The 24946-nt window shown below is 41.8% G+C and carries 21 protein-coding genes; 9 read left to right on the plus strand and 12 right to left on the minus strand.

The features are described from left to right. Positions 1-80: 80 nt before the first annotated feature. Positions 81-752 (plus strand): class I SAM-dependent methyltransferase, encoded by a 672-nt coding sequence (locus tag M3O96_RS07735; protein ID WP_249719756.1) that lies wholly within the window; start codon positions 81-83, stop codon positions 750-752. Between the two features lie 34 nt (positions 753-786). Here M3O96_RS07735 and M3O96_RS07740 read toward each other — a convergent pair whose 3' ends face one another. From M3O96_RS07740 to M3O96_RS07760, 5 genes are all read right to left on the minus strand, one after another. After that, positions 787-1974 carry an NAD(P)-dependent oxidoreductase gene (locus tag M3O96_RS07740; protein ID WP_249719757.1) on the minus strand — a complete coding sequence of 396 codons (1188 nt, stop codon included), beginning with the start codon at positions 1972-1974 and terminating at the stop codon, positions 787-789. Between the two features lie 302 nt (positions 1975-2276). Continuing rightward, the gene (locus tag M3O96_RS07745) at positions 2277-3377 is read right to left on the minus strand and encodes a glycoside hydrolase family 130 protein (RefSeq protein WP_249719758.1); all 1101 of its coding nucleotides are present in this window, start codon (positions 3375-3377) and stop codon (positions 2277-2279) included. Positions 3378-3424: 47 nt separating this feature from the next. Further along, positions 3425-3997 carry an HNH endonuclease gene (locus M3O96_RS07750; protein ID WP_249719759.1) on the minus strand — a complete coding sequence of 191 codons (573 nt, stop codon included), beginning with the start codon at positions 3995-3997 and terminating at the stop codon, positions 3425-3427. Positions 3998-4033: 36 nt separating this feature from the next. Continuing rightward, a complete protein-coding gene (locus M3O96_RS07755; protein ID WP_249719760.1) occupies positions 4034-4465 on the minus strand; it encodes a MaoC family dehydratase in 432 nt (143 codons plus the stop codon). Beyond that, positions 4462-5580, minus strand: coding sequence for an NADPH:quinone oxidoreductase family protein (locus M3O96_RS07760; protein WP_249719761.1), 1119 nt, complete (start codon positions 5578-5580; stop codon positions 4462-4464). The genes M3O96_RS07755 and M3O96_RS07760 overlap by 4 nt, the downstream gene beginning before the upstream one ends. Positions 5581-5742: 162 nt before the next feature. Between M3O96_RS07760 and M3O96_RS07765 the strand changes: the two genes are divergently transcribed. From M3O96_RS07765 to M3O96_RS07775, 3 genes are all read left to right on the plus strand, one after another. Then, positions 5743-7131: a dipeptidase gene (locus M3O96_RS07765; protein WP_249719762.1), complete on the plus strand. Its 1389-nt coding sequence runs from the start codon at positions 5743-5745 to the stop codon at positions 7129-7131. A 153-nt stretch (positions 7132-7284) separates the two neighbouring features. After that, positions 7285-9369: a protein-disulfide reductase DsbD family protein gene (locus tag M3O96_RS07770; protein WP_249719763.1), complete on the plus strand. Its 2085-nt coding sequence runs from the start codon at positions 7285-7287 to the stop codon at positions 9367-9369. A 97-nt stretch (positions 9370-9466) separates the two neighbouring features. Further along, positions 9467-9676 carry a hypothetical protein gene (locus M3O96_RS07775; protein ID WP_249719764.1) on the plus strand — a complete coding sequence of 70 codons (210 nt, stop codon included), beginning with the start codon at positions 9467-9469 and terminating at the stop codon, positions 9674-9676. 132 nt (positions 9677-9808) lie between these two features. On the opposite strand, the gene M3O96_RS07780 is transcribed toward M3O96_RS07775, so the two are convergent. After that, on the minus strand, positions 9809-10834 hold the full coding sequence (locus tag M3O96_RS07780) for a phosphotransferase enzyme family protein (protein ID WP_249719765.1): 1026 nt from the start codon (positions 10832-10834) through the stop codon (positions 9809-9811). Positions 10835-11212: 378 nt separating this feature from the next. Here M3O96_RS07780 and M3O96_RS07785 point away from each other — a divergent pair, with 378 nt between their 5' ends. Beyond that, a complete protein-coding gene (locus M3O96_RS07785; protein ID WP_249719766.1) occupies positions 11213-12991 on the plus strand; it encodes a sodium:solute symporter family protein in 1779 nt (592 codons plus the stop codon). A gap of 51 nt (positions 12992-13042) precedes the next feature. On the opposite strand, the gene gldD is transcribed toward M3O96_RS07785, so the two are convergent. After that, positions 13043-13621 (minus strand): gliding motility lipoprotein GldD, encoded by a 579-nt coding sequence (gldD, locus tag M3O96_RS07790; RefSeq protein ID WP_249719767.1) that lies wholly within the window; start codon positions 13619-13621, stop codon positions 13043-13045. Between the two features lie 76 nt (positions 13622-13697). On the opposite strand from gldD, the gene M3O96_RS07795 reads away from it, so the two are divergent. Beyond that, the gene (locus M3O96_RS07795) at positions 13698-14228 is read left to right on the plus strand and encodes a DinB family protein (protein ID WP_249719768.1); all 531 of its coding nucleotides are present in this window, start codon (positions 13698-13700) and stop codon (positions 14226-14228) included. Between the two features lie 120 nt (positions 14229-14348). Here the strand turns inward: M3O96_RS07795 and M3O96_RS07800 are convergent, their stop codons facing one another. After that, positions 14349-14951 carry a nitroreductase family protein gene (locus tag M3O96_RS07800; RefSeq protein WP_249719769.1) on the minus strand — a complete coding sequence of 201 codons (603 nt, stop codon included), beginning with the start codon at positions 14949-14951 and terminating at the stop codon, positions 14349-14351. Between the two features lie 133 nt (positions 14952-15084). Here M3O96_RS07800 and M3O96_RS07805 point away from each other — a divergent pair, with 133 nt between their 5' ends. Both M3O96_RS07805 and M3O96_RS07810 read left to right on the plus strand, forming a co-directional pair. Beyond that, a complete protein-coding gene (locus tag M3O96_RS07805; RefSeq protein WP_249719770.1) occupies positions 15085-15693 on the plus strand; it encodes a hypothetical protein in 609 nt (202 codons plus the stop codon). After that, positions 15657-16097, plus strand: a complete 441-nt coding sequence (locus M3O96_RS07810; RefSeq protein WP_249719771.1) for an RNA ligase family protein — start codon at positions 15657-15659, stop codon at positions 16095-16097. The genes M3O96_RS07805 and M3O96_RS07810 overlap by 37 nt, the downstream gene beginning before the upstream one ends. A 63-nt stretch (positions 16098-16160) precedes the next feature. On the opposite strand, the gene M3O96_RS07815 is transcribed toward M3O96_RS07810, so the two are convergent. The 4 genes from M3O96_RS07815 to M3O96_RS07830 form a co-directional block, all read right to left on the minus strand. Continuing rightward, entirely contained in the window at positions 16161-16739 is a 579-nt protein-coding gene (locus tag M3O96_RS07815) for an O-methyltransferase (protein ID WP_249719772.1), read from the minus strand. A gap of 30 nt (positions 16740-16769) precedes the next feature. Then, positions 16770-18263: a S10 family peptidase gene (locus M3O96_RS07820; RefSeq protein WP_249719773.1), complete on the minus strand. Its 1494-nt coding sequence runs from the start codon at positions 18261-18263 to the stop codon at positions 16770-16772. Positions 18264-18675: 412 nt separating this feature from the next. After that, entirely contained in the window at positions 18676-20136 is a 1461-nt protein-coding gene (locus M3O96_RS07825) for an aldo/keto reductase (RefSeq protein ID WP_249719774.1), read from the minus strand. A gap of 1 nt (position 20137) precedes the next feature. After that, on the minus strand, positions 20138-21610 hold the full coding sequence (locus M3O96_RS07830) for an APC family permease (protein ID WP_249719775.1): 1473 nt from the start codon (positions 21608-21610) through the stop codon (positions 20138-20140). Positions 21611-22008: 398 nt separating this feature from the next. Here M3O96_RS07830 and M3O96_RS07835 point away from each other — a divergent pair, with 398 nt between their 5' ends. Further along, positions 22009-24942: a DEAD/DEAH box helicase gene (locus M3O96_RS07835; RefSeq protein ID WP_249719776.1), complete on the plus strand. Its 2934-nt coding sequence runs from the start codon at positions 22009-22011 to the stop codon at positions 24940-24942. The last annotated feature ends 4 nt before the right edge of the window (positions 24943-24946 follow it).

Consider the following 24946-nt stretch of genomic DNA (forward strand, 5'->3'; position numbering starts at 1 on the left):
TATGATTGACCTCTTACTTTTTACATAATTAATTTATTAAAATAAATAGCTTTGAGTTCTCAAAAAAATGATGTTCGAAAATGATGAATTTAAAGGCTTTATTGGCTTCATCCGATAATCCCAATTCTTTAGGAAATAAATTTAGAAAACAACGTTTTCAATATTTCGAGGATCTACTCCATGCAAACTTTGGCGATAATTATCCCATCAAAATATTAGATATCGGGGGGATGGTCCATTTTTGGAAAGACCAGGAATTGTTGAAATCAGGAAAGGTTGAAATTGTAATACTCAACCTCAGTGCAGAGGTTGCTACCATTCATAATCTGAGCAGCATGGCCGGTGATGCTACAGATTTATCCCAGTTTGCTGACGGTAGCTTTGATCTGGTATTTTCCAATTCCGTTATTGAGCATCTATACACTTGGGAAAATCAGAGGAAAATGGCGAAAGAAGCCATCCGTGTGGGTAAGAAATATTTTATTCAGACCCCTAACAGACACTTTTTTATGGAAGCCCATTATGCTCTCCCTTTTGTTCAGTATTTACCAAAGAACCTGACCCGATTTATATTGACCAAAACAAAGCTGAGCAGAGGAGCTCAATGGGACCCCAAGGATGCACAGCAATACCTGGATGAAATTAGGTTGTTGACTTATGCAGAGATGAAAACGTTATTTCCCGGCGCAAAGATGTATAAGGAGAAATTTTTTAGGATGGACAAATCATTTACGGCCCATACCTTGACTTGATTCAAAGTTTCAACGGTTCTCGTAATATAAGAAATTAAACATTTTCAGTTTCAGATGCCTTTTCGAAATTTAACTTTAAACATTTCAGCGTATCAAACCATGCTTTCACCGCCAAAGAAGGAGGAATTTCTATATCAGAAAATTTTATTATCTGTCCCTCTTCAATATTTTCCTTCAGTCTTGCATTTTGAAGTAAACCAATGGGAACATGATTAGGCTCATCAGCGATTTTTACAGCTATCCCTCTAGTATCAAAACTACCTATCCCCTTCTTGATAAAATCCCCTTTTGAAATCTTTCTTTTGGCAATTGCCGCCACACTTGTACTTGGATTATTGCTATTGTCAATCAGTATTTCCTTTTGATAAAAAAGTCGCTTAATTGTTCCGGGAATCTCAAAGAAACAAAGATGGATGGGTTTATAATGATGATAAAATGGTCCATCTCCCATCTTATATGTTCTAAGTTCATTCCTCAGGTTTTCATCATGCTTGCTCACGATAAATACTCCCGGAGGGGCAGTTTTAGACAAAATAAAATCGCTTATAGGCATTCCAATACTGTCTGCAACTTCTGCTATTTTGAAACTAGAACCTTCAAAATCTTCTGTTTGTAGTCCTATTAAACCCGGCTTCGCAATAGTCGCTCCAAAAGCATTAGCTACCAAAGCTTGTTCAATCTGCACTTTAGTCCCATCTGTAAAAGATGTCACAGATTCTACAGAAAAGCCTTGCTTCAAAGCCCAATAATTCATCTCATCCGGAACCGGATTAAGATTTAAAAATCCTTTAATATTACCATATACAATAGGGGTAAAACCCATATCTAGAACTTCTTGTCTTAGGGATGCAAGACAACCTGGTTGATCACCATTTGATTCTGTTATAAGACCTTGCTTGGATAGCCAAGTACCTGTAGTCACCATTGTATCTGCATCCATTGTGACCACAGGAAGATTATATTGAAATGCAGCATTAATCATTTCAGTACTGTAAATAGGATCACCTGTACTGACAACAATGATATCAGATTTTAAAAATAACTTCTCAGGAATTTGATGTACAAGATCATTTGAAACTTCAAGATCTTCAATTAGACCAATTCTTCTGGTAAGAATTCCTGAAACTACCATTTCAGAACTCAAATTAATAAGTTTTACGAGACCTCTTATAATTGTCCCTGAACCAACTAACCCTACTTTAATTTTATCTTTACTTTGCATTATGAAGAATGTTTAAATTTCAATATCCAAAGATGTTAATAATATTTTAAAAAACATAATTATGTATTCAAAATACAGTTATGTTCGAAAATAATGATTCTTAATTATAACTGCAAATATAACCAGATGACAAAAAGTACAGCTTTATGAATTTAACTACGAGGATCCGTGTGATTTTCAATGCATGCAAGTAATTGAAATTAAATTGTAATTATCAACCAAAAGAGAAAAATACCATTCATGAAACTGATTTTTTACAAGCATTCACAACCCTCTTCTTGATAATACCTGGGAAGATTCATTTATTTATCCTTAGCTCTAACCACCCCCACCATCGAATCCGCAGTACCATAATAGAGATACCACTGTTTTTTGAAATAGACCAATCCTTCCACAAAAGTAGTCCCATCAACATACTGCCCAGATTTTTCAAAGGGAAGTTCGGGTTTTAAGAATGGCTGTTCGGTTCGGTCTAAAAGTTTCCAAGGCTCATTTCTATCAAACAAGGCCTGTCCAGCAGTGTAAACCCTGTTTCCTAATTCTTTGACACCAATGTCTTTTTGGTTGCCTGCATTGTAGAGGACAACTATACCATCTTTGGTCAGTAATGGTGGAGGACCTGCTTCTACCAGCCATGAGTCAAAGTACCCCAATCTCGGGCTAAGCACAGGGGCGATATTTCCGTCGCTTCCTTCAAGCGGTTCCCAATGAACCAAATCTTCCGAACTCGCCAACCAGATGTGGGGCACGCCAAAGTACATCCAATATTTGCCATGAATTTTGGCAGCTACGAGTTTGCCGTTTTTGAGTTCTGTGACGATGGCACCTGATTTAGTTTCACGGTTGTGGTATTTGCCATCTTTGAATTCTCTAAAAATCGGACCGTGCTTTTCCCATGTTTTCAAGTCTTTGGATGTAGCCACCGCCAAGCGTGGAAATTCCCTGTTCCACTGGGTATAAGTCAAAACAAATAAACCGTCCTCAGTCTGCACGATCCTTGGGTCTTCTGTGCCCCCGGTCCATTCAAATTCTTTTTGGTTGTCATTGGTAGGAAAAAAAATAGGCTCAGGCTGTCTGATGTAGGTTTTTCCATCCTCGCTGATCGCCAAGCCAAGGCGAGAGGTATGGCCACCGATTTCTTTTTCTCCGAGCTTTTCTTCCGCACGGTAGAGGATGTGGATCTTCCCATCTTTGAGGATTGCCGCCGGATTGAAAGTAGCCATGGATTCCCATTTAACCGATCTTCCCGACATCGGATCCTGAAAGGAGGTCTCATCGGTGGGAGAAATGATGGGCTGGGCATTTTCTGGGCGCAGAAAAGGACCCAGCATCCAGGGTTTATCTTGGGAGAAAGCTGTTAAAGAAGAAATGAATACGGCAAGAAATAATAGCGTCTTTTTCATTTTGGGTTTTTATAATCAGTATCTATCCATCAATGCGGAATGGCAATTCATTTTTTAATATTTTCCGAAATACTTAAAATCAGGGATTTTGGATTAGGAAAACTTGTAGGAATCAAATGTATTTTAAAAGGTAATTCCAATAATTCCAATTCATCTATCTTTTTGTCTAGCAGATGATATTCTTTGCAGTAGTTAAATGTCAATTTCAAATACCTCCTAACTATCATAAGTGGTAAAAATTCACCTTTAAATAACATCCATTCCATAAGATCTTTCTTTCCTTTTGAACTATTGCGGGTTCTGCAAGCAAAAATTAGATTTTCCGCAGCGTCAAGGCCCCCATATTTTTGAGGGAAAATATGATCAAGGGCAAGTTTATCGCTTGATCCACAATAATTGCAAATTTTCCCTGTTTGGATTTTGATTTTCTCATCATCAAATATTGTCCTAATATTCATTGTACCGTCTTTTAGCCCTTTAAATAATTTAGCTCTTATTACATAGTTGAATGTTCCGTATTTTTCCTGATTACGTTCAACTGCTGAATGAGCCATAGCAAGATTTGCATAGGAATAGAAAATAAGTTCTCTTACGTTTTCAATTTTCTTTTTTGCCATCATTTCAATTTTTTAGACCTTAAATTGATAGAACCAATTTCAAAACCTCACCAAGGTAATCAATTCAGCCACACAGACAGGCTTGTCGGCATGGTTTGATTCCATAGTGGCATGGATAAAAAGCTTAGTGTTCCCATCGGGACTTTCTTCCACATTGGACAAAGTGGCTTTGAGCCGGATCTGATCTCCAGAATAAACCGGAGCGGGGAATCTGACCTTATTTACACCATAATTCAGCGCCATTTGAACACCTTCCAAAGGCAGGATTTCATATATCAATTTGGGGACAAGTGACAAAGTCAGGTATCCGTGGGCCAAGTTTTTCCCTCCCGGCAATAAGGCTGCTGCTTTCTCGGTATCAATATGGATCCACTGAAAATCCTCTGTGGCTTCGGCAAACTTCTGAATCACTTCTTGGGAAACCGTAGTCCAACTACTTGTTCCCAAAAACTTTCCAATCTGCTTTTTCAAATCTTCCACACTTCTATAAACTCCTTCGCCCACTTCGGAAGGTTTCTCTTCATTGCTCTTGATATTTGCATCTTGATACTTGATATTCTCATCTCGCATTGTTTGGTCCCTGAGCCTGTCGAAGGGCTCGCTTCTTTCCCTTCAACAACAACCATCGCTTTTCCCACCACCTTTCTGTCCATCATATCCCGCAATGCCTGCGGTGATTCTTCCAATGAATATACTTTGTGAATATGTTGGCGGATTTTTCCCGATTGGATCATGCCTACAAGGTCCATGATGTTTTGTTGGTTTTGCTTTGGTTCTTCGGTAGAAAATCTCCCCCAAAAAATGCCCATGACATCACAACCTTTAAGCAGCGCCAAGTTGAATGGCAATTTGGGTATATCACCTGCCGCAAATCCGACCACGAGGTACCTGCCTTTCCAAGCCATTCCCCGCAGCGAAGGTTCCGCGTATTTGCCGCCCACGACATCCAAGACCACATCCACCCCTTTGCCATCAGTGAGTATTTTGATTCTTTCTTTGAGGTCTTCGCTTTCGTAATTGATCAGGTGGTCAGCTCCTTTTTCTTTGCAAACAGCCAATTTCTCAGCAGTGGAAGCCGCAGCGATTACTGTCGCACCCAGTACTTTTCCGAGTTCAACAGCTGCCAATCCCACTCCACCGGAAGCGCCGAGAACCAAGAGGGTTTCTCCGGATTGAATTTTTGCCCGGTCCTTCAAGGCATGGTAGGCAGTTCCAAAAGTGTATAGCGTAGATGCCGCCGTCATGTAATCCATTTGGGGAGGAATCGGGAAAACGCGGTCAGAGGTGACCTTTACTTTTTCTGCAAACCCACCCCAACCACAAAGTGCCAAAACCCTTTGTCCTTCTTTGAGGTGTTTGACTCCCGAACCGACTTTTTCGATCACACCCGAAACTTCCCCTCCGGGTGAAAAGGGCAGTGGAGGCTTAAACTGGTATTTGTCCTGAATCAGTAACACGTCAGGAAAATTGACAGCACATGCCTTGACTTGGATGAGAACCTCTTTTTCTTCCAAAACAGGATCATCGATATCAGAATAGGTCAAAGTTTCAGGGATTCCGTGATAGGTACAAAGGATGGCTTTCATAGATAAAAGTTTTTGGTAAAATAGGCAATTCCTTATTTAAAACGTAATTTTGCCCCCAATAGAAGTTAATCTTCCTGCAGAGAACTGGATTGTCAAAGCGCCTGAAACCATGATGATTTCTATGCGTCTTTGCGCCTTTGCGGGATATTAAAACCCCCAAATATGTCTGTAAAACAATATATCCAAGAAAATCAGGACAGGTTCCTGAACGAACTTTTAGACTTATTGCGCATTCCATCCGTGAGCGCTGATCCCAAATTTAAAAATGATGTTTTTGCAGCCGCTGACTTTGTCAAAGAAAGTCTGATTAAAGCCGGTGCCGACAAAGCAGAAATCTGTCAGACCGCTGGTTATCCGATTGTCTACGGCGAAAAGATCATCGATCCAGCATTACCGACGGTATTGGTCTACGGCCATTACGATGTGCAGCCTGCAGATCCTTATGAATTGTGGGATTCGCCGCCATTTGAACCGGTCATCAAAAAAACCGAAAGACATCCTGGTGGAGCGATTTTTGCCCGTGGTTCAGCAGACGATAAGGGGCAATTTTACATGCATGTGAAGGCTTTTGAAGCCATGATGGCCAGCAATGCTTTGCCCTGCAATATCAAGTTCATGATCGAAGGGGAAGAGGAAGTTGGTTCTGAAAACCTGGATATTTTTGTCAAGGAAAATCTCGACAAGCTAAAGGCAGACGTGATCATCATATCGGATACGCACATGATTTCCATGGAAGATCCATCAGTCACTGTAGGTTTGAGGGGATTGGCTTACATGCAGGTGGAAGTGACGGGCCCAAACAAAGACCTTCATTCCGGGACTTTTGGGGGTGCTGTCGCCAATCCGATCAATACGCTTTGCAAAATGATTGCCTCCCTCCATGATGAAAACAACCATGTGACCATACCGGGATTTTATGACAAAGTGGAGGAATATTCGGCTGCTTACCGCAAGGAATTGAACAAAGCGCCTTTTGACTTGGAGGATTATAAAAAGAAACTCGACATCGCAGAAGTATCGGGTGAAAAAGGATATATCACCATCGAGCGGGTTGGAATCCGTCCGACTTTAGATGTCAACGGCATTTGGGGCGGTTATACCGGCGAAGGTGCAAAGACGGTACTTCCTTCCAAGGCTTTTGCAAAGATCTCCATGCGGCTTGTTCCCGACCAAGACCACAAGGAAATCGCCCAATTGTTTGAAGACCATTTCAAATCCATCGCTCCGGCATCGGTTAAAGTAAAAGTAATCTCCCATCACGGTGGGGCAGCAGCAGTGGTGCCGACAGATTCTCCGGGCTATAGGGCTGCAGAAGGTGCGATTATGGAAGCCTTTGGCAAAAAAGCCATCCCGACAAGAGAAGGAGGTTCCATTCCTATTTGTGCTTTGTTCCAAAAAGTAATGGGGCTTGATCCAATATTGTTGGGATTCGGTTTGGATACCGATGCTCTGCATTCCCCCAATGAGCATTATGGACTCAAAAACTATTTTATGGGAATAGAGACGATTGCTTTGTTTTTCAAACACTTCAAAGAACAAGCCACCAAATAAAAGTCTCCCACGAAGACACGGAGGCACAAAGCATTTTTTAATTTGTGTCTCTGTATCTTAGTGTCTTCGTGGGAAAAGTTTCGTGCCTTTCATTACTGAACTATTTTGCTGAAAACCAACTTTACCAATCAGATTCGCCTACATCACGCCGCAATGTCAAAATACATCCAACCTTCACTGCTTTTTTTCTTCCTACTTCTTCTAAGCCAATCCTCCTTTGGTCAAGTGGTATCACCGCCAAAGTGGAATATTCAATTGGCCGATACAGACCTCAAAGTTGGAGCAGATGCAGAAATCGTTTTGAAAGCATCAATTCCTAGAAATTGGTATATCTATTCCAATGACTTTGATGAGAATGCAGGCCCGGTACTTACAAGCCTTAGCCTGGATGGGTCAAAGGGGATCTCGGCTACTGAGAAGCTGAAACCGATCAATCCGAAAAAGAAATTTGATGAGGTTTGGGAGGCAGATATTACCTATTTTTCAATTGCAGCAGAGTTTCGGCAGAAAGTATCAATCACTGATCCAAATGTAGAAATCAAAGGAACGGTGGAATACCAAATGTGCTCAGATGTAACCGGGCAGTGTATCCTTTATGAGGAAGATTTTACGATCGAGGCTACTGCACAGGGATCGGCCAAATTAGCCTCCCCTTCGACTGAATCGACTTCTCAAAATGTTATTGAAAGTAAAACCGAAGTTGATTCTACCCAGTCTGCTATTGAACCTGTTCAGGAAAAAACAGAAGACACCGACGCAAGCCAAGAAAGGTCTTTTGTGAACATTGAAGACGAAGGTAGTAAAGGCGGATTGTTGGGATTTATGTTTGTGGCATTTTTGGCAGGTTTGGCGGCATTGTTGACACCTTGTGTGTTTCCGATGATTCCGATGACGGTCACTTTCTTTACCGGAAGATCCAAGTCCAGGATATCAGGAATACGAAATGCCGGGATTTATGGCTTGTCAATTATCGCTATTTATACCATCGCGGGGACGGCAGTTGCGGCGATCCAAGGACCTGAATTTGCCAATTGGCTTTCTACCCATTGGCTTCCCAACGTATTCTTCTTTCTGATTTTCATCTTCTTTGCCTTTGCTTTCTTGGGCATGTTTGAGATCACATTGCCAAGCAGTTTTGTGAATAAGATCGATGCCAAAGCGGACAAAGGCGGAATGGCAGGGATTTTTTTTATGGCCTTCACCTTGGTTTTGGTATCGTTTTCTTGCACAGGACCGATTGTGGGTTCTATTCTGATCAAAGCTGCCGGTGGTGATTTCATTACTCCGATTGCAGGGATGTTTGCCTTTTCGCTTGCCTTCGCAATTCCCTTCACCTTATTTGCGATATTCCCCGAATGGCTCAATTCCCTTCCAAAATCCGGCGGTTGGCTGAATTCCGTCAAAGTGGTATTGGGATTTTTGGAATTGGCTTTGGCTTTCAAATTCCTTTCCGTCGCCGATCAGGTTTATCATTGGGGATTGCTCGACAGGGATATTTATATCGCAATCTGGATCGTAATTTTCTTCCTGTTGGGATTGTACCTTTTGGGCAAACTCAGGACCAAGCACGATTCACCGATGGATTATATCGGAGTTCCAAGGCTGATGTTGGCTATTACCACTTTCGTATTTGTGGTCTATCTGATTCCAGGACTTTGGGGAGCGCCTTTGAAAGCACTGAGCGGCTACCTTCCTCCGCTGGCAACCCATGATTTCAATGTGATGGAAAGCAGGGCAGGTGCGGTCACTAAAGAAAACCAATTGGGAGAAATTCCAAAATATGCCGATTTCCTGCATTTCCCTCATGGCATCCAAGGGTATTTTGATTACAACCAAGCTTTGGCAGCAGCGCAGAAGCAGGGCAAACCCTTGTTCATTGACTTCACAGGACACGGCTGCGTCAACTGCCGCGAAATGGAAGCGCGGGTATGGTCCGATCCTCAGGTTTTGCAAAGGCTGAAAGAAGATTTTGTGATGGTGGCTTTGTATATCGATGAGCGGTATGAACTGCAGGAAGCCGAATGGTATGTGTCTGATTATGATGGAAAAGAGAAAAAAACCATTGGCAAGCAGAACGCTGATTTCCAGATCACAAAGTTCAACAACAACGCCCAGCCCTATTATGTGATCTTGGACCACAATGAGGAATTGCTTGTCAAACCCAAAGCCTATGACACCAATATCCTGAATTTTGTCAGTTTCTTAGAAGAGGCGAAAGCGGAGTTTGGGAGAAGGTGATTTTCAATTTTGAAATCCATGAAGATAATACTCTGGATGCCATTGCTTTGATTGATGTATTAAATTCTTGTATTTTAATTTAAAAAAGTACAAAGCCATGAAAGAAATCACACTTAAAGTAAAAAATGAAAAATATAAGTTTTTCATGGAATTGATCAAAAGTTTGGATTTTGTTCAGGTTGACGAAGAAGTTGATTCCAAAGAAGAAATTATTGCTAATATTAGACAAGGTTTTAAAGAAATGAAAGCCATAGAAGAAGGAACGATGGAAGCTACTTCTCTTCAAGATTTTTTGGATGAGCTATAATATCCGACTTTTCGAAAACTTTTAAAGGAAGGCCAAACGTCGATTTACAACAAAGGGGAAAAAGAGACTATTTCAGACGAAGAAATCAAAAATCTGTTGAAGGAATTATTGTAATCCAAATCCCAATCAATTTTAAATCTCCCTCAAGCCCTTCAACAAATACATCTGATTTTTGGCGCGGTGGAGGTTTTGTTCTTCATAATGGATAGCGTAGTAGATATTGCCATTCAGATAATCAGCCAAAAACCTAAATCCCATAATGCAGGTCATCATGAGTCCGCCAAAGGGAAGTGAATTGATTTCCTCTTCAGTAAACACCCCTTTACCCACTTCTAAAAATCCTTTTAAAAGCGCTTCATATTTGGAATGATCTACTTTGATTTTTTCCCAATCCTGTGAACTTTCGCCTTCCGTACAAGCTACTGTCCTGACCAAATCCCCAAAATCATAATAGATATATCCCGCCATCAAGGTATCAAGGTCAATCACAGCATTGACTTTGGAAAAGTCCTCAGCAAAAATCAAGTTGTTGATTTTGGTGTCACTGTGCGTCAATCGCAAAGGCAATTTTTCCTTCCAAATGAGATATTGTTCCACCAAGTCTTTTTGTGCCAAATAGAATTCGACCAACTCTTTCAAATCCCCAATAATATCTCTTTTTGTGTTTTTCAATGCCTCCAACAATTGGTTGTATCGGAGTTCTAGGTTGTGAAATCGCGGAATGGCTTCCTGAAACTCCGATGCCGGGATGTGGATTCCTGCTTTGATAAACTGGGCAAATGCTTGTGCAGCGAGATAGGCCTGATGGGGATTTTCGATCTCATTGATGCATTTGCCTGCTACAAATGGAGAAATCCTAAAGTATTTCCCATCAATAACCGTAAACAAATCCCCGGCTAAGTTGGGGATAGGTAAAGGTAAAATATAAGGCAGGTCTTCAGGGTTTATCCTGTCGATCAAAAGCGACTGATTGTGGGAAATCCTGTCAGGAAATTTGAAAACGCTGTTGTTGAAACGTTGAAGGATGAGTTTTTTTTCTCCTGATTCAATCAAAAAAGTCTGATGGATATGACCGTCACCAAATGGCCATATTTGGGAGGGATGGATTTCCAAACCGTATTGTGTTTTGAGAGCAGGTAACCAAGAAAAAGAGGACATGTCAGAAAATCAAGTTCAGCCGCAAAAGTAGGTTTTTGGAATCAATTCAGCGGTAAATTCTTTAACTCCATTGTTACCTGATATAATTGAAATGATAAAAAGCATTTCTGTCCCAAGTTAGATTGGTAATCTTATAAAATTATTGGTAGATAATAGCGTGGCTCGTTTCCATTTTTTTGTCTCAAGCCATATTCTTTAGAAAATGGACCATATCAGTTAAATTGTTAATAACCCTATTTTTGAACAGGTAAAATCCTAACTTTTGCAATTCTTTAGATATTTTTTACATTAGTGAAATTTATTAAAGAAGTTTAGAGTAGTAAAATAAAAAAATTAACAAACTTGCCCTAATTTAAAACCCTTCCAACCCAAATCTTTATGAATATATCTTTCATTGACTGGGCTATCATTGCGGCCTTTTTTATCATCTCCATGTTGATAGGTGTGTTTGCCTCAAAGACAGCCGGAGCCTCAGCCAAAGAATTCTTCCTTTCGGGAAGAAACATGCCTTGGTGGCTTCTAGGCGTATCGATGGTTGCGACCACATTTTCTGCAGATACTCCCAATCTGGTCACTGACATTGTAAGAAAACAAGGAGTGTCGGGCAACTGGGTTTGGTGGGCATTTTTGCTGACAGGGATGTTGACGGTGTTTGTCTATGCCAGGCTTTGGAGAAGGTCTGAATTGACCACCGACCTTGAATTCTACGAAATGAGGTATAGTGGCAAGCCCGCCGCTTTCCTCAGGGCGTTCCGTGCATTGTATTTGGGTGTGTTTTTCAATGTGGTGATCATGGCGACGGTTTCACTTGCTGCTATCAAAATCGGAGGAGTCATGCTTGGATTGAGTCCTTATGAGACTTTACTAATTGCATCTGTGGTGACGGTGATTTACAGTTCCCTAGGAGGGTTGAAAGGCGTATTGTTGACTGATTTTTTCCAGTTCTTTATTGCCATGGCCGGATCTATTGGCGCGGCTTTTTATATTCTTGATATGCCTGAAATCGGCTCTTTGAATAATTTGTTGACCCATCCAAATGTGGCCGATAAGCTCAATTTCCTTCCTGATTTCAATGATTGGAATCTCATCATTCCATTGCTGATCATGCCACTCGCCATACAGTGGTGGGCTACTTGGTATCCAGGTGCTGAGCCAGGTGGTGGCGGATACATTGCACAAAGGATGCTTTCAGCCAAAGATGAGAAGAATGCAATTGGAGCAACTTTGTTTTTTAATATTGCCCATTATGCCATGAGACCTTGGCCTTGGATTCTGGTGGCCCTATCTTCATTGATCCTTTTTCCTCAAATCTCCGATTTAGGTGCAGCTTTTCCCAATATCCCCGCGGACAAGTTGGGTGATGACTTGGCTTATTCAGCGATGTTGACTTTTCTGCCAACTGGTCTGATTGGGATTGTATTAGCTTCTCTGATAGCTGCTGTGATGTCCACACTTTCGACCCACCTCAATTGGGGATCTTCCTACGTGGTGAATGATTTTTATCTCCGGTTTTTGAAACCAACAGCTACAGACAAAGAGCTTGTCATGGTGGGTAGAATTTCCACTGTTTTGTTGATGGTTTTTGCTGCGATCCTTGCTTTGGCACTTTCCAATGCATTGGAAGCTTTCAATATTTTGCTTCAGATCGGTGCTGGAACAGGTTTGATATTTATCCTTCGCTGGTTTTGGTGGAGGATCAATGCTTACACAGAGATATTTGCGATGTTGATTTCATTCATAGTAGCGATATTCTTTGAGGTGATTAATCCCAAAGTAGGATGGATCTTAATTCCCGAAAATCAAGCTTATTTGAAATTGTTGTATGGTGTTGGAATCACTACCGTGGGTTGGGTGCTTGTGACATTATTTACCAAGCCTGAAAATGATGAAATCTTATTGTCATTTTACAGAAAAGTAAGACCGGCATCTTTTGGATGGAAAAAACTATTGGACCGATATCCAAATGAAAAGCAAGAACAGGGACAGTTGCCGATGGAAATCGGATTGATGCTCGTCGGGTCGGTGATGGTATATGCAGCTTTGTTTGCAGTTGGGTTTTGGATCTATGGAAATGTACTACCTGCAAGTATTGCAACCGTTGTAGCCACTATTGGAGGTGCCATTATCATCAAAAGCTGGAAAAAATTGACTTTCTAAAGATCCCTAATTTTTAATAAAACCATCCAATTCTGCATAGTTTTGGTGGTTTTATTTTTTGAACTCCAAGGTATTGATCAGGTGGATCATGTCCGCTTTGATATATTCTATAGCCGGAGCAAGGGAGTCATTTTTCATAGCAGTATTGAAATACAATGCTCCGCGTAGAAAATTTTTGGTAGAATCTGTGACAAAAAACTGGAATTGGGTGGGAACTTCGCCTGACAACTCGGCTACCACACCGGTATATCCTTTTGGTGTCATCATCATGGATTCTTCAATCCCATAGGCTTTTATCTGATGTTTTGCGGTAAGGTTGATGACGTCATTTATTACTGTTTTGATGTCTTTTCCTTCTGTATCCAAGGCGAAATATGTCAGGTGGATTTTTCCTCCTAAACTTTGATAATTAAGGTTGATTCTGGTTTTGTCTGCAAGGTTAAATGAATCTTGTTCCACAATAGCATTCACTGAGTGCTCAAAAGAATAGGGCACATCATTGATTAAGGCGGTGAATCCCCTTTCAGGAAGATCGATACGGTTGTATCCTTTGGGTTTGGGAAGGTAATCGGATCCACAACTTCCAAGAGCAAAAAGTAAAATCAACAGAATAAAATTTCTTATTATCATGCTTCAAATTTATCAAAATCGTTTGATATGCATTGGCAAAAGAAGATATTTATGGTATAACCATAAAACCAATTTTATGAAAGCCAAAAACAATATTTTCAAATCAGCAATGATGCTTTTCGCCATTATCGGCATCCAAAGTATCGCTTCAGCACAGACTACAATGGAGGAATTTGTAGCCAAATGGGACAACAGTAAGCAGTTTACGCTAGAAGTTGTGGACAAAATGCCTGATAACCTTTTCGATTACAAGCCTGATGCAGGAGCGATGAGTTTCAAAGAACAGATTACTCACCTATCCGGTGCAATGGTAATGATCAGTTCAAGATTTTTGAATGGTGCAGCACCAAGTTTTGCCGCTGATGCCAAGCCCGCCACAAAAGCGGAATTGAAAACGTTTGTAGAGAATTGTTATGCCTACACCAAAGCAACCGTAGGTAAACTTAGCGAAGCTCAATTAGCTGAAGTAGTTGAAATATTTGGAGGAAAAGGTTCAAGGCGACAAGTAATTGGCTTGATAGATGACCACACCACCCATCACAGGGGAGCAGCCATTTCTTACATTCGCGCCAATGGCATCGAGCCTCCGGCATTTAGAGGGATGTAAGTTATCATTTGAAATTAAAATGGTGAGGGATACGAGGTGACAGTTGCATCACCTCTTACTTCTCACCTCTTACTTTTTACCTAATACTTTTTACCTCTTACCTCTCACTTATTTTTACTTTCACCTAACCCAATCTGTTTTTTCCGTAGCCGGTTTTCTTTTTCCAATCGGCCAATTTTCAGTGGCAGGCTTGGCGATATAAAAGAATCCCATCAGCATATCATCTTCTTCCAGTCCGAACCAAGGCTTCGCTTCAGGCCAAAATGTAGGCCCTCCTGTCCCCCAAAACGCGGCCAAGCCATGCGCCGAGGCAGATAGGTACATATTCTGAACCGCCATGGCTACTGCTGCAATTTCCTCCATCACAGGAAGACCTGCTTTGGGATCATGTTTCATTTTGATAGCGATGATATGGGAAGCTTTCAAAGGATTTTCCTTGAACCTCATGTAAGCCGCTTCATTGAAAGTGCCGTTTTTGGTTGTTCTTTCTTTGTATAACTCAGATTGATAGTCCGCAAATTTCTGTCTTCCCTCTCCTGCAAATACAATGAAGCTCCATGGTTCCGTCAATTTGTGGGTTGGCGCCCAAGTGGCATTTTCCAAAATTTCCTCGATGATGGCATCATCGACTGGATCATTTTCTTTGAATTGGGCAAAAAACATGGACCTGCGTCCTCGGATGATTTTATTGACTTCGGCGATATTGAAATCCGGCTTTTCCATAAAGGTTATTTTTGATTGATATTGTCAGGTTTGTAAATGCGAAAAAAAGAAAAATGGTTTCCTTTTTCGCTAAATTGTAATTTAAACCTTTGGGTAGAATTGAAAAATAATTTCACCAAAACGAATCTGTAATATGAGAAAACTTGCAAGTTTCCAACGAATTAAAGCCTTGGAACCTATCGAAGGTGCAGATTCGATTGAAAAGGCCACTGTTTTGGGTTGGCAATTGGTTGTCAAAAAGGGGGAATTTAATACTGGGGATTTGGTCATTTATTGTGAGATAGACAGTTTGTTGCCTGATAGACCGGAGTTCGCATTTCTAAAGCCAAGGGGAATGCGCATCAGGACGATCAGGTTGCGGGGACAAATCTCTCAGGGAATTTGCCTTCCATTGACCCTATTGCCTGACCACATCGATCCTCAGGAGGACTTGGACCTAACCGAAATACTTGGCATTATCAAATATGAAGCACCGATTCCTGCCTATCTGAGCGGAAAGGTAAAAGGGAAGTTTCCATCTTTTATCCCAAAAACTGACGAAACCCGGGTGCAAGTCCTGCAAAAAGTCCTTGACAAATACCAAGGGGTATCTTGCTATATCAGCGAGAAACTCGATGGAAGTTCGGCTACATACTTCTTAAAAGACGGCGAATTTGGGGTTTGCAGCAGAAATATGGAACTGTATGAGGATAATGAAAATAGCTTATGGAAAGTTGCCAGAGGGATATCGAGAATAAATTAAGAAGCATTCATAAAAATATCGCCATTCAGGGTGAACTGATCGGCGAAGGTATTCAGGACAACAGACTTAAACTGCGCGGACAGACCGTCAGGATTTTCAAAGCCTTCGATATCGACAAGTTTGAATATCTGCCCTATCAGGATCTGATAGATTTGATGCAAAAACTGGATCTGCCCATTGTTCCCATCATGGAAACTGATTATAAACTTGAAAACGACATCGAGGAAATTGTGAAAAAAGCTATTGTGAAAAGTGTGATCTGCAAAGACGTATGGGCAGAAGGCATCGTCATCCGACCTCATCTAGAGAAGTTTGACCTACTATTGTCCATCGAAAGTTTCAACACAGGCCGTGTGAGTTTCAAAGCTATAAACCCGGAATTTTTGCTTAAGTATGGGGAATGAGTGCGACATGCCAATTCTATCAATATTGAAAGAAAATTCCAATTGGATCATTGTATTTCACGATCACTTCTTAACCGCAATAATTATCCCAGTGGCCCAATTCAGTTTGGACAATGTCAGGTCAGCTCTTTCTTCCAATTTCTTAACAAAGTTGACGGCTTTTTCTGCATGGCCCTCAGGCCAGTTTGGTTGAGCCAACATATCATCCACGATATATAAGCCTCCGGGATTGAGCATATTCAAAACTTCTTCCAAAAGCAGGTATTTTCCATGCCAAGTATCTGCAAAAATGTAATCAAAACGCAAATCTAAATTGCCAAGAACCCAATCTTCCCCATCGCTAAGAACAAGGGATAGTCGGGAGTCATTTCCAACATGCGTTTTGGCAATATTCAAAACCGCCTCGTCATTGTCGATGGAAACCAATGTGCTTTCGGTATCCATACCGTCGAGGATCCAAGAAGCGGAAAGTCCTGTTCCCGTTCCGAGTTCAAGAAATTTCCCCGATGGTTTAGACGCTGCCAACGTTCTCACCAGCGAACAAGTCAGTAAGTCTGATGGCATCGTGAAGCCAAGTTCTTTGGTAGCCTGATCAATCGCATAATAGGAGTCAGGGATGTTTTGGATGTCGTGATCGGTCATTTTGGTATTGATTTTTTAAATTCCTTTCTATTATTTTCCCATAAATTCCCGGATATCCTTCACCAATTTTTCGAAATCCGGTCGGTGGTTGTACATCATGTGGCCACCTTCGTAATAAAACATCTGCACCCTTTCCATCGGGATATCATGTCGTGCAAAGGTGTATTCTGCATCCAAAAAGGGAGTGATCAGGTCATAATATCCATTGGCCACCATGACTTTCAGGTCTTTGTTGCGGCGCATAGATTCTCCGAGACTTGGAGCGACATTGACATAGGAAGGTTCCCAATAAGAGCCCTCAGGAACAGGCTTCCAATTCCATTTGCCTCCGATACTTCCGTTTGAGGTCAGGTAAGGACGGTCCACATTGACTTGTAATGTTTTGGCGAAATAATCCTGTAAAGCAGCCGTGTAAGCCGCATCAATCCCGTAGCTCGATGGATCGCCCAAGGTCGGTGAGGCAGCCGTTTGGTCTCCTTCTTCTCCGAGATACCTTCCATCAAGCGTACCGATGGTTTTTCCTTCTCTGCGGAGCAATTCCTTTTTGAATCTGTCAGTCAGGATTCTGTTGTCGGAAAGGAGGACGTATTCCTTTTCCAGTCCTAAGAAATAGGAAATCCTGTTGGCAATTTTTTCCTTTTCTATAACAGTGGATTGGTTGCCTTTGTACAATGCTGGTAAATACTCTGTGTATGCAAATCCTCGTGCTTCCGCAACGAAATCCTCAAGTTTTTTCCCTTGACCGGCTTTACTATGGTACCAAGCTGTGGCTGCCATGGTGGGAAAGTAGGTGAAATAGGAGGCGATATTGTCATGCACTGAAGTCGAACCTTGGTAATCCAAAGCCTGTGAAATCAGGATCAAGCCATTCAAAGCCACGGCCTGACCACTTCCTTCCAATGCTGCGGTGACAGCGGAAGCCCTCGTCGTACCGTAGCTTTCCCCTGCAATGTATTTTGGAGATTGCCATCTTTGATGCTTTGTGATCCAAAGTCGGATAAATTGCGCAATAGACTTGGCGTCTTCCGTCAAACCCCAAAAATCTTCTTCCTTGCCTTTGCCAATCACCTTGCTGTAGCCCGTCCCAACAGGATCGATAAACACCAAGTCAGTGATGTCCAACAAAGCCAATTCATTGTTGACCATATTGAAAGGCGCTGCTCCATCATCAGTTTTTGCCTCTGAATCCACCTTTACTATTTTTGGCCCAAAAACACCCATGTGTAACCATACTGAGGCTGAACCCGGACCACCGTTAAAAATAAAGGTGACGGGCCGCTTGCCTGAATCGGTTTCGGGTTTGATATAGGATGTGGACCAAAGTGCTGCCACTGGTTCACCTTCATTGTTTTTGAGAAATGTCTCTCCGGAGATGGCTTTGTAGCTGATAGATTTCCCATGGAAAGTCCCCAGATGCGATGTTTCAAAGACAATCGGATCGGGAATTGGAGTTTGCTTTTCGGCTTCTTGGGCAAACCCTGTCGAAAAAATGAAAAACATCAGGGGAAAGAGAAATTTTTTCATGGATACTTTTTTTTAAAATATAAGAATTTAAATCAAGGGATTTTGGTGCAAAAACAATACTTATCTGCTCTCCAATATACAGTTTCACAATATATCCTGCTTCCGGAGAAGCAGGATAACTAAGCAATTCAGTGGAAGTTTATTTGGCTTTCACTTTTGGCGACTTTGCGTCTTTGCGTGAATAAAGAAATATTGGCATTGGAATCCTGCTTCCGGAGAAGCAGGATAACTAAGCGGTTCATTGGAAATTTATTTGGCTTTCACTTTTGGCGACTTTGCATCTTTGCGTGAATAAAGAAATATTGGCATTGGAATCCTGCTTCCGGAGAAGCAGGATAACCATTTATTCAGGATAACGAAGATACTTTCTATTTTCACATTTTGCGCCTTTGCGTCTTTGCGTGAAACACACCTACAAAATCTCCACTTCTGCCTCAATCTCTACCAAATATCCCTCTCCGACCAATTTTGCCTCCACCAAAGTGTTGGCGGGCTGAATGTCTGCAAACCGCTGTCCATGTGCCCTAGCCACAGGTTCCCAGTCATTGATATTGTTTACAAATATCCTGGTGCGGATCACATCTTCCATTTTTCCACCGAGGGAGGTGATTGCCGCTTCGATTTTGTCCAATACAAAATGTGCCTGGGCGCCTGCATCATTTCCGCCGATCATGCGATGCCCATGGGTGGCAGTGGTGCCGGAAACAGAAATCCTGTTGCCCCGTCTCGTCGCACGGCTGTATCCTGCCATTCCCTCCCATACTGTCCCGCTGAATACCTGTAAACTTCCGTTGGTGCCAAGCTGAACTTCAAATGGTTTGGGAAAGGAATCAAGGTGATGGCTGAGGTCGCCGGAGGCGGTGAGAAAGGGTGGTTTCCTATACTCGTCTCCACAGTCTCCAGGAATCGGAGTCAACATGGATTGTGCTTCATGGATGATTGCTTTGTCTTTTTCTGACAAGGAAAAGGAAAAAAGTTTCATCGTTTCCTCCACATGGGCACTTTGTCCCAATCTTGCACCGATGATGACACCACCTACTTGAGGTTGCTCGAGGATGAATTTGGTAGCTACATTTGCAATCGAAACTAGGTGTTTTTCAGCTATTCCCGAAACGGCCTCCAATAGATTTTGGAATTTTTCCCAACCTCCGGCCGCATCGATAAATCTTTTATACTTCATCTGAGACCAAGTAGCCTCATTTTCCAAAATCGGTTCTGTTTTTCCCAACCATTTTTCTGAAAGAAATCCACCTGCCAAAGTTCCAAAGGCCAGGATTTTCACGCCATATTGCTGACAAACCTGAGTCATTTCTCCGGAAGCCCGTTGGTCGATCAGGGAGTGGCAAATCTGATTGGATACAATCGGAATCCCCGAAGCACAGGCTATACGCAAGTGTGCAGAATCAAAATTGGTCAAACCGATATGCTTGATCAAACCTTCCTCTTTCAATTCCTTAAGCCAAAACAATTGGTCCAACCAAGTGGGGTCAGGGTAACTCCAGGCATGGAACTGCATCAGATCAATCTGCTTGGTCTGAAGTCGGTCAAGAGAAATCTGGATGGCAGCCCTAGTTTCTTCCAAGCTTGATTTGCCCGGTTTGGGAACCCACTTGGTCAAAAGCGTGGCTTGTTTGCCAAGCGAGTGCGTATTTTTGAAAGTTCCGGCGATGACTTCTGCCGAACCGTAATGATCCGCCATGTCAAAGGATGTCAGTCCGGCTTCCACATATGGTGCCATGGCAAGGGAGGTGACATTCGGGTCAAGGATATTGCCATCCTTTTCCATATCAGCGATCTGCCAAAGTCCGGTCAACACCTTGGAAATAGTAAGGTTAGGAGCCAATTCTGTGTATAAATCATTCATCTTGTTCATATCAGGGCAATTTTTCAAATAGAGATTTGGTGTCTATTCCTTTGTTTTTCAATTGATTGAATTTAAAATAGAAAATCAGGGAGGCCAGACCCATCACAATCAGCCAAATCGGAGACGAATGGAAATACCAGGCTTCTGTGCTGCTGTTGAGGTCTTTCCAAGTGTGGATCGCCAGGAAGAAGACCAGGATCAATGTCCCAGCCCAACCCAATGACCTCCGTATTTTTCGGTTCTTTATGATTTTGATATCTGAAGCCAGGGTTGGATTTACTTTGTCGATGGTCAATAAAGTCACGCACATTAGCAGAAAATTCACCATCATGGAAGTGACCATGATATCAATTCCCAAAAAGAAATTTCCTGCAAAGTGACTTCCCAATATCCCTACACTTGCCATGACTCCGCTGAGAATTACCGCAGCATAGGGTGTATGAAAACGAGGATGGATTTTGGTGAAATATTTTGGAAATATACCATCCTCAGCCCAGGCAAACATCAGCCTCGAAACGGATAGCAACATGGCAGGCAAATCATTGATCAAAGCTATCGCCGCTCCCGCTACAATCACCACTGTCAATCCTGATGGAAGTAAATAACCCATCAAACCAGGAGCAGTAATGTCTTTTTGCGCAGCTTCTTCCGCAACAAAAGACCATGGGATAGCATGATATACAGCGCTTGTAAACAATATATAATAACCTCCTACTATGACAATCGTCAATGCAATTGCCAATGGGAGTCTTTTGGTGGGATTCTTGGCCTCTCCTCCTGCCTGTGCAATGCTATCAAAACCAATAAAGCTTGCAAACAACAAGGCACCTGCCGATAGGAAAGTTGGTAAATGGAATTCTGTACCCATTGAAGGCGAAATCACCCTTCCTTCTTTCTCCAATATGGATTGCGCAAAATCTATTTGTGTAAATGAAAAACCTGCTACGATTACTACTCCGCCCATGATAAACATCAGGATCATCAAAGGAATAACCGTCTTTTCGTACAGACTTGCCCCTCTGATATTGACCCATACAAATAGCCATACCAGACCCAAAGCTAAGGTCACACGGATAAACCCGTTTTCCAATAGTGCTGCCAAAGAAGTCCATTCCAGTGCCGTAGCAATATCTCTCAGGAAAGGAACGGTCACATAAGCCACCACCCCGATGACAATGGAGAGTCCAAACCATTGGGAAAAGCTAGCCACAAATCCCAAATAGGGATTCAGCCCCCGGCTGGCATAGACATAACTTCCCCCTGCCCTTGGCATGGCTGTGGCAAGAAGGCTATAGGCAAAAGCAGCCAATAGTGCAGGAATCGCAGCAAAAATAAATGCGGGCAATACGTAAGGTCCGATTCCCGGAACATGCCGCTGAATCATAAAAGGCACAACATTGATAGAAGCACCAAGCATCGAACATACGCCTGTGGCCACTAGGCCCATCAGCCCAAGCTGCCTGCTAAGCGTGGGATTTGTCATGATAAAATACTTTGAGATTTACCCATTGGACCAAATATCAATTTATTTCCCGTATTTCAAAATCAGGAATTTTGGGTGGGCATATGAGGTTTTAATTGCTTTGAAGCGACTTTGAATTTTTTGGCGAAGTAGATGAACCAAGACACTAAATCATGCTGGGCAATACAAAATAATAAAGATGGGATATGTTTGCCTGTTCTGTAGCAAAAAAGCAATTATGCACCAATCCGCAGATTTCTATAACCTTTAATCAGATAACCAAACTGTTAAATTATCATTAACCAAATCTTAATCCCATTTATTTTAATACTGAATTTTATTCTGTATTTTTCGAGCTAGTTTAATTGCAAAAAACTGTTTTAGTTGGCGGATTTGTTCCGTTGATTGATTTTGACACCATGAAAGTATCCCCAGAAAAACCATTTCAAATCATATATTCTTTGTTCAGCCACGAATTTCTCGGGCTGTTGTTTGAGTCCTTTATGGTTCAGTTGGATGAAAAAGGAAGGCTTTCATTCGCCCATCAGAATATTTCGCATGTTAACGCACCGGAATTTGCATCCGGCCTTGATGAAACTGATTTTAAGTTGATCAAATGGATGGATGACATGCAGCAGGAGTCCATTGTCAAAAAATTTGACATCAAAAAGCTTAAACCTAAAGAATACCTTAGAAAGATTTACGATCCAAAGACAGGAAATAAAGTTGTCCAAGAATTGATCGAGCATAAACTTGAAAGTCTGCGGGCTAAAGTTCTTGAAAATCTGTCTGGGAAAAGGTTTTTTGAAATGGGCAATGATGGCAATCCGATTTGGAGAGAAATCAATATCATGCCTGAAAAAGCGGCGGTTCTTTTTCATTTTAGGAGAAATGAGGAAAATACACATTATTTCCCAACCATCAAGTACAGGGATGTGCCCTTAGAATGGCAATACCGAAATGCGTATCTGATCTGTCACGAACCGGCCTGGCTCGTAGTAGACTACAACTTATACAATTTCAAGAAGGGTGTTGATGGTAAAAAACTCCAACCTTTTCTCAACAAAAAGTTCATAGTGGTTCCAAGAAAGGTCGAGGACCAGTATTACAAAAAGTTTGTTACACAGCTTGTTGCTTCTTTTGATGTTTATGCCAAAGGATTTGACATTAAAGTGGAAAGGTCCATGCCTAGGCCTGTGTTGAGTTTGAGTGACTTACCATCCAATCCCAAAATAGACCTTTTTGGAAACAAATTGGAAGAAGAGGAGGAAGACAAAATCGTTTTTGACCTACAGTTTCAATATGGCGATTATGCTTTCCGATCGGAAGAAAAAGCTTCCAACAATGTAGAACTGGAACATATTGGAGACAACTATATTTTTCATAAAGTAATCAGGGACCTTGAAAAGGAAAAATCGTACGGCGATTATCTCAAAGATCTTGGATTACCCGTCAAGCATGCGCGGTATTCGATCTGTAAGTCCAAGGCGTTTGGATGGATCAATGCCTACAAAGACAACCTCGAGGAAATGGGTATCCGGATCCAACAGGCACCTACTCAAAAAGGGAAAAGATATTTTATCGGGCACGCCAACATTTCTGTTGAAGTCAAGGAAAACATTGATTGGTTTGATGTCAACGCAGTAATCAGATTTGGCACTTATGAGATCCCGTTCCATAAGATTAGAAGACTTTTGCTTCAGGGTAAAACTGAGTTTGACCTACCAAACGGAGAGATTGCGGTCATTCCCAATTCGTGGTTTGTCAATTACTCCGAAATGTTTGCCTTCATGGAAGACCATGAATCCAATACCGACCATCAGTCACTCGTTCTTAAAAAACACCATATTGCCCTAGCCCAAGAGCTACAAAACAGTAATCTTCTCCACCTTAAGTTGAGTCAAAAACTTGAGAAATTGAGGAACTTCAATCAGATAGAGGATTATGAATTGCCGGTAACCTTCAAAGGTATTCTCCGGCCATACCAAAAAGCCGGGTACAATTGGATGCGGTTTCTGAACGAGTTCCGTTTTGGAGGATGCCTAGCTGATGACATGGGATTGGGAAAAACCGTGCAGACTTTGGCACTTTTGGCACATGAAAAAGAGCAAAATCCAGATGCTACTTCCTTACTTGTCATGCCGACTTCCTTAATTTACAACTGGGAATTGGAAGCAAGGAAGTTTACCCCTAAGCTCAAAATCCTCACTTATACCGGAAGCCAAAGAATCAAGGACATCAGCCGTTTTGCAAAATATGATCTGGTCCTCACCTCTTATGGGATTACAAGGATGGATGTGGATATGCTGAAGGGATTCTATTTCAATTATGTCATCTTGGACGAATCCCAAGCAATCAAAAACCCAAGTAGCATCATCGCCAAGGCAGTAAATGAACTGACCTGCAGACAGCGGTTGATCCTGACAGGAACACCGGTCGAGAATGGAACCATGGACCTTTGGTCCCAAATGAATTTTATCAATAGGGGTCTTTTGGGTAACCAAAACATGTTCAAGAAGCAGTTTTTATTGCCAATAGAAAAGAAGAATGACCAAGACAAGGCGGCCAAACTGCACGCCATGATCAAGCCCTTTATCCTCAGAAGGTTAAAAAGCCAGGTAGCGACTGATCTGCCTGAGAAAGTCATCAATGTCAAATATTCGACCATGACACCTGAGCAGGAAAAAGCTTATGAAGAGGTCAAAGGATATTACAGGGAAAAGATCACCAAGGAAATGTTTGTTCCGGGAATGAAAAACCAGCAGTTCACCTTACTCCGCGGACTCACCCAACTCCGACAGTTGGCAAACCACCCAAGGTTAACAGACAAAGACTACACAGGTGATTCTGGCAAGATGGAAGATGTGACGCACATGATAGAATCAACTGTCAGTGAGGGTCACAAAGTTTTGGTTTTCAGTCAATTTGTAAGACATCTTGCCATCGTCAAAGAGTACCTAGAAAAAGAGAACATCAAATACGCCTATCTTGATGGAACCACAAAAAACCGTCAGGCTCAGGTAGAATCATTTCAGGAGAATGAAGAGATCAAAATTTTTCTGATTTCCCTTAAAGCGGGCGGCGTGGGTTTGAACCTGACCAAAGCCGAATATGTCTTTTTACTAGACCCTTGGTGGAATCCTGCCGTAGAAGCCCAAGCCATAGACAGGGCACACAGAATCGGTCAGCAAAACAAAGTAATCATCTACAAATTTATCACCCGAAACACAGTAGAGGAAAAAATCATGGCACTGCAGGAAAGGAAAACTGCGCTCGCCGGAGAATTGATCAGTACAGAAGAAAGTTTTATGAAAAGCCTCAGCAAGGAAGATGTCGAGGCATTATTGGATTGATAAA

The organism is Aquiflexum sp. TKW24L, from assembly GCF_023502205.1.
Lineage (GTDB): Bacteria > Bacteroidota > Bacteroidia > Cytophagales > Cyclobacteriaceae > Cognataquiflexum.

Bases quoted from the DNA above. Each gene is read 5' to 3' on its own strand.
- M3O96_RS07750 (WP_249719759.1), bottom strand. From the start codon at position 3,997: ATGATGGCAAAAAAGAAAATTGAAAACGTAAGAGAACTTATTTTCTAT.
- M3O96_RS07780 (WP_249719765.1), bottom strand. From the start codon at position 10,834: ATGTCCTCTTTTTCTTGGTTACCTGCTCTCAAAACACAATACGGTTTG.
- M3O96_RS07795 (WP_249719768.1), top strand. From the start codon at position 13,698: ATGAAAGCCAAAAACAATATTTTCAAATCAGCAATGATGCTTTTCGCC.
- M3O96_RS07815 (WP_249719772.1), bottom strand. From the start codon at position 16,739: ATGACCGATCACGACATCCAAAACATCCCTGACTCCTATTATGCGATT.
- M3O96_RS07745 (WP_249719758.1), bottom strand. From the start codon at position 3,377: ATGAAAAAGACGCTATTATTTCTTGCCGTATTCATTTCTTCTTTAACA.
- M3O96_RS07835 (WP_249719776.1), top strand. From the start codon at position 22,009: ATGAAAGTATCCCCAGAAAAACCATTTCAAATCATATATTCTTTGTTC.
- M3O96_RS07775 (WP_249719764.1), top strand. From the start codon at position 9,467: ATGAAAGAAATCACACTTAAAGTAAAAAATGAAAAATATAAGTTTTTC.
- M3O96_RS07810 (WP_249719771.1), top strand. From the start codon at position 15,657: ATGGAAAGTTGCCAGAGGGATATCGAGAATAAATTAAGAAGCATTCAT.
- M3O96_RS07825 (WP_249719774.1), bottom strand. From the start codon at position 20,136: ATGAACAAGATGAATGATTTATACACAGAATTGGCTCCTAACCTTACT.
- M3O96_RS07765 (WP_249719762.1), top strand. From the start codon at position 5,743: ATGTCTGTAAAACAATATATCCAAGAAAATCAGGACAGGTTCCTGAAC.
- M3O96_RS07740 (WP_249719757.1), bottom strand. From the start codon at position 1,974: ATGCAAAGTAAAGATAAAATTAAAGTAGGGTTAGTTGGTTCAGGGACA.
- M3O96_RS07760 (WP_249719761.1), bottom strand. From the start codon at position 5,580: ATGAAAGCCATCCTTTGTACCTATCACGGAATCCCTGAAACTTTGACC.
- M3O96_RS07800 (WP_249719769.1), bottom strand. From the start codon at position 14,951: ATGGAAAAGCCGGATTTCAATATCGCCGAAGTCAATAAAATCATCCGA.
- M3O96_RS07785 (WP_249719766.1), top strand. From the start codon at position 11,213: ATGAATATATCTTTCATTGACTGGGCTATCATTGCGGCCTTTTTTATC.
- M3O96_RS07820 (WP_249719773.1), bottom strand. From the start codon at position 18,263: ATGAAAAAATTTCTCTTTCCCCTGATGTTTTTCATTTTTTCGACAGGG.
- M3O96_RS07830 (WP_249719775.1), bottom strand. From the start codon at position 21,610: ATGACAAATCCCACGCTTAGCAGGCAGCTTGGGCTGATGGGCCTAGTG.
- M3O96_RS07805 (WP_249719770.1), top strand. From the start codon at position 15,085: ATGAGAAAACTTGCAAGTTTCCAACGAATTAAAGCCTTGGAACCTATC.
- gldD (WP_249719767.1), bottom strand. From the start codon at position 13,621: ATGATAATAAGAAATTTTATTCTGTTGATTTTACTTTTTGCTCTTGGA.
- M3O96_RS07770 (WP_249719763.1), top strand. From the start codon at position 7,285: ATGTCAAAATACATCCAACCTTCACTGCTTTTTTTCTTCCTACTTCTT.
- M3O96_RS07735 (WP_249719756.1), top strand. From the start codon at position 81: ATGATGAATTTAAAGGCTTTATTGGCTTCATCCGATAATCCCAATTCT.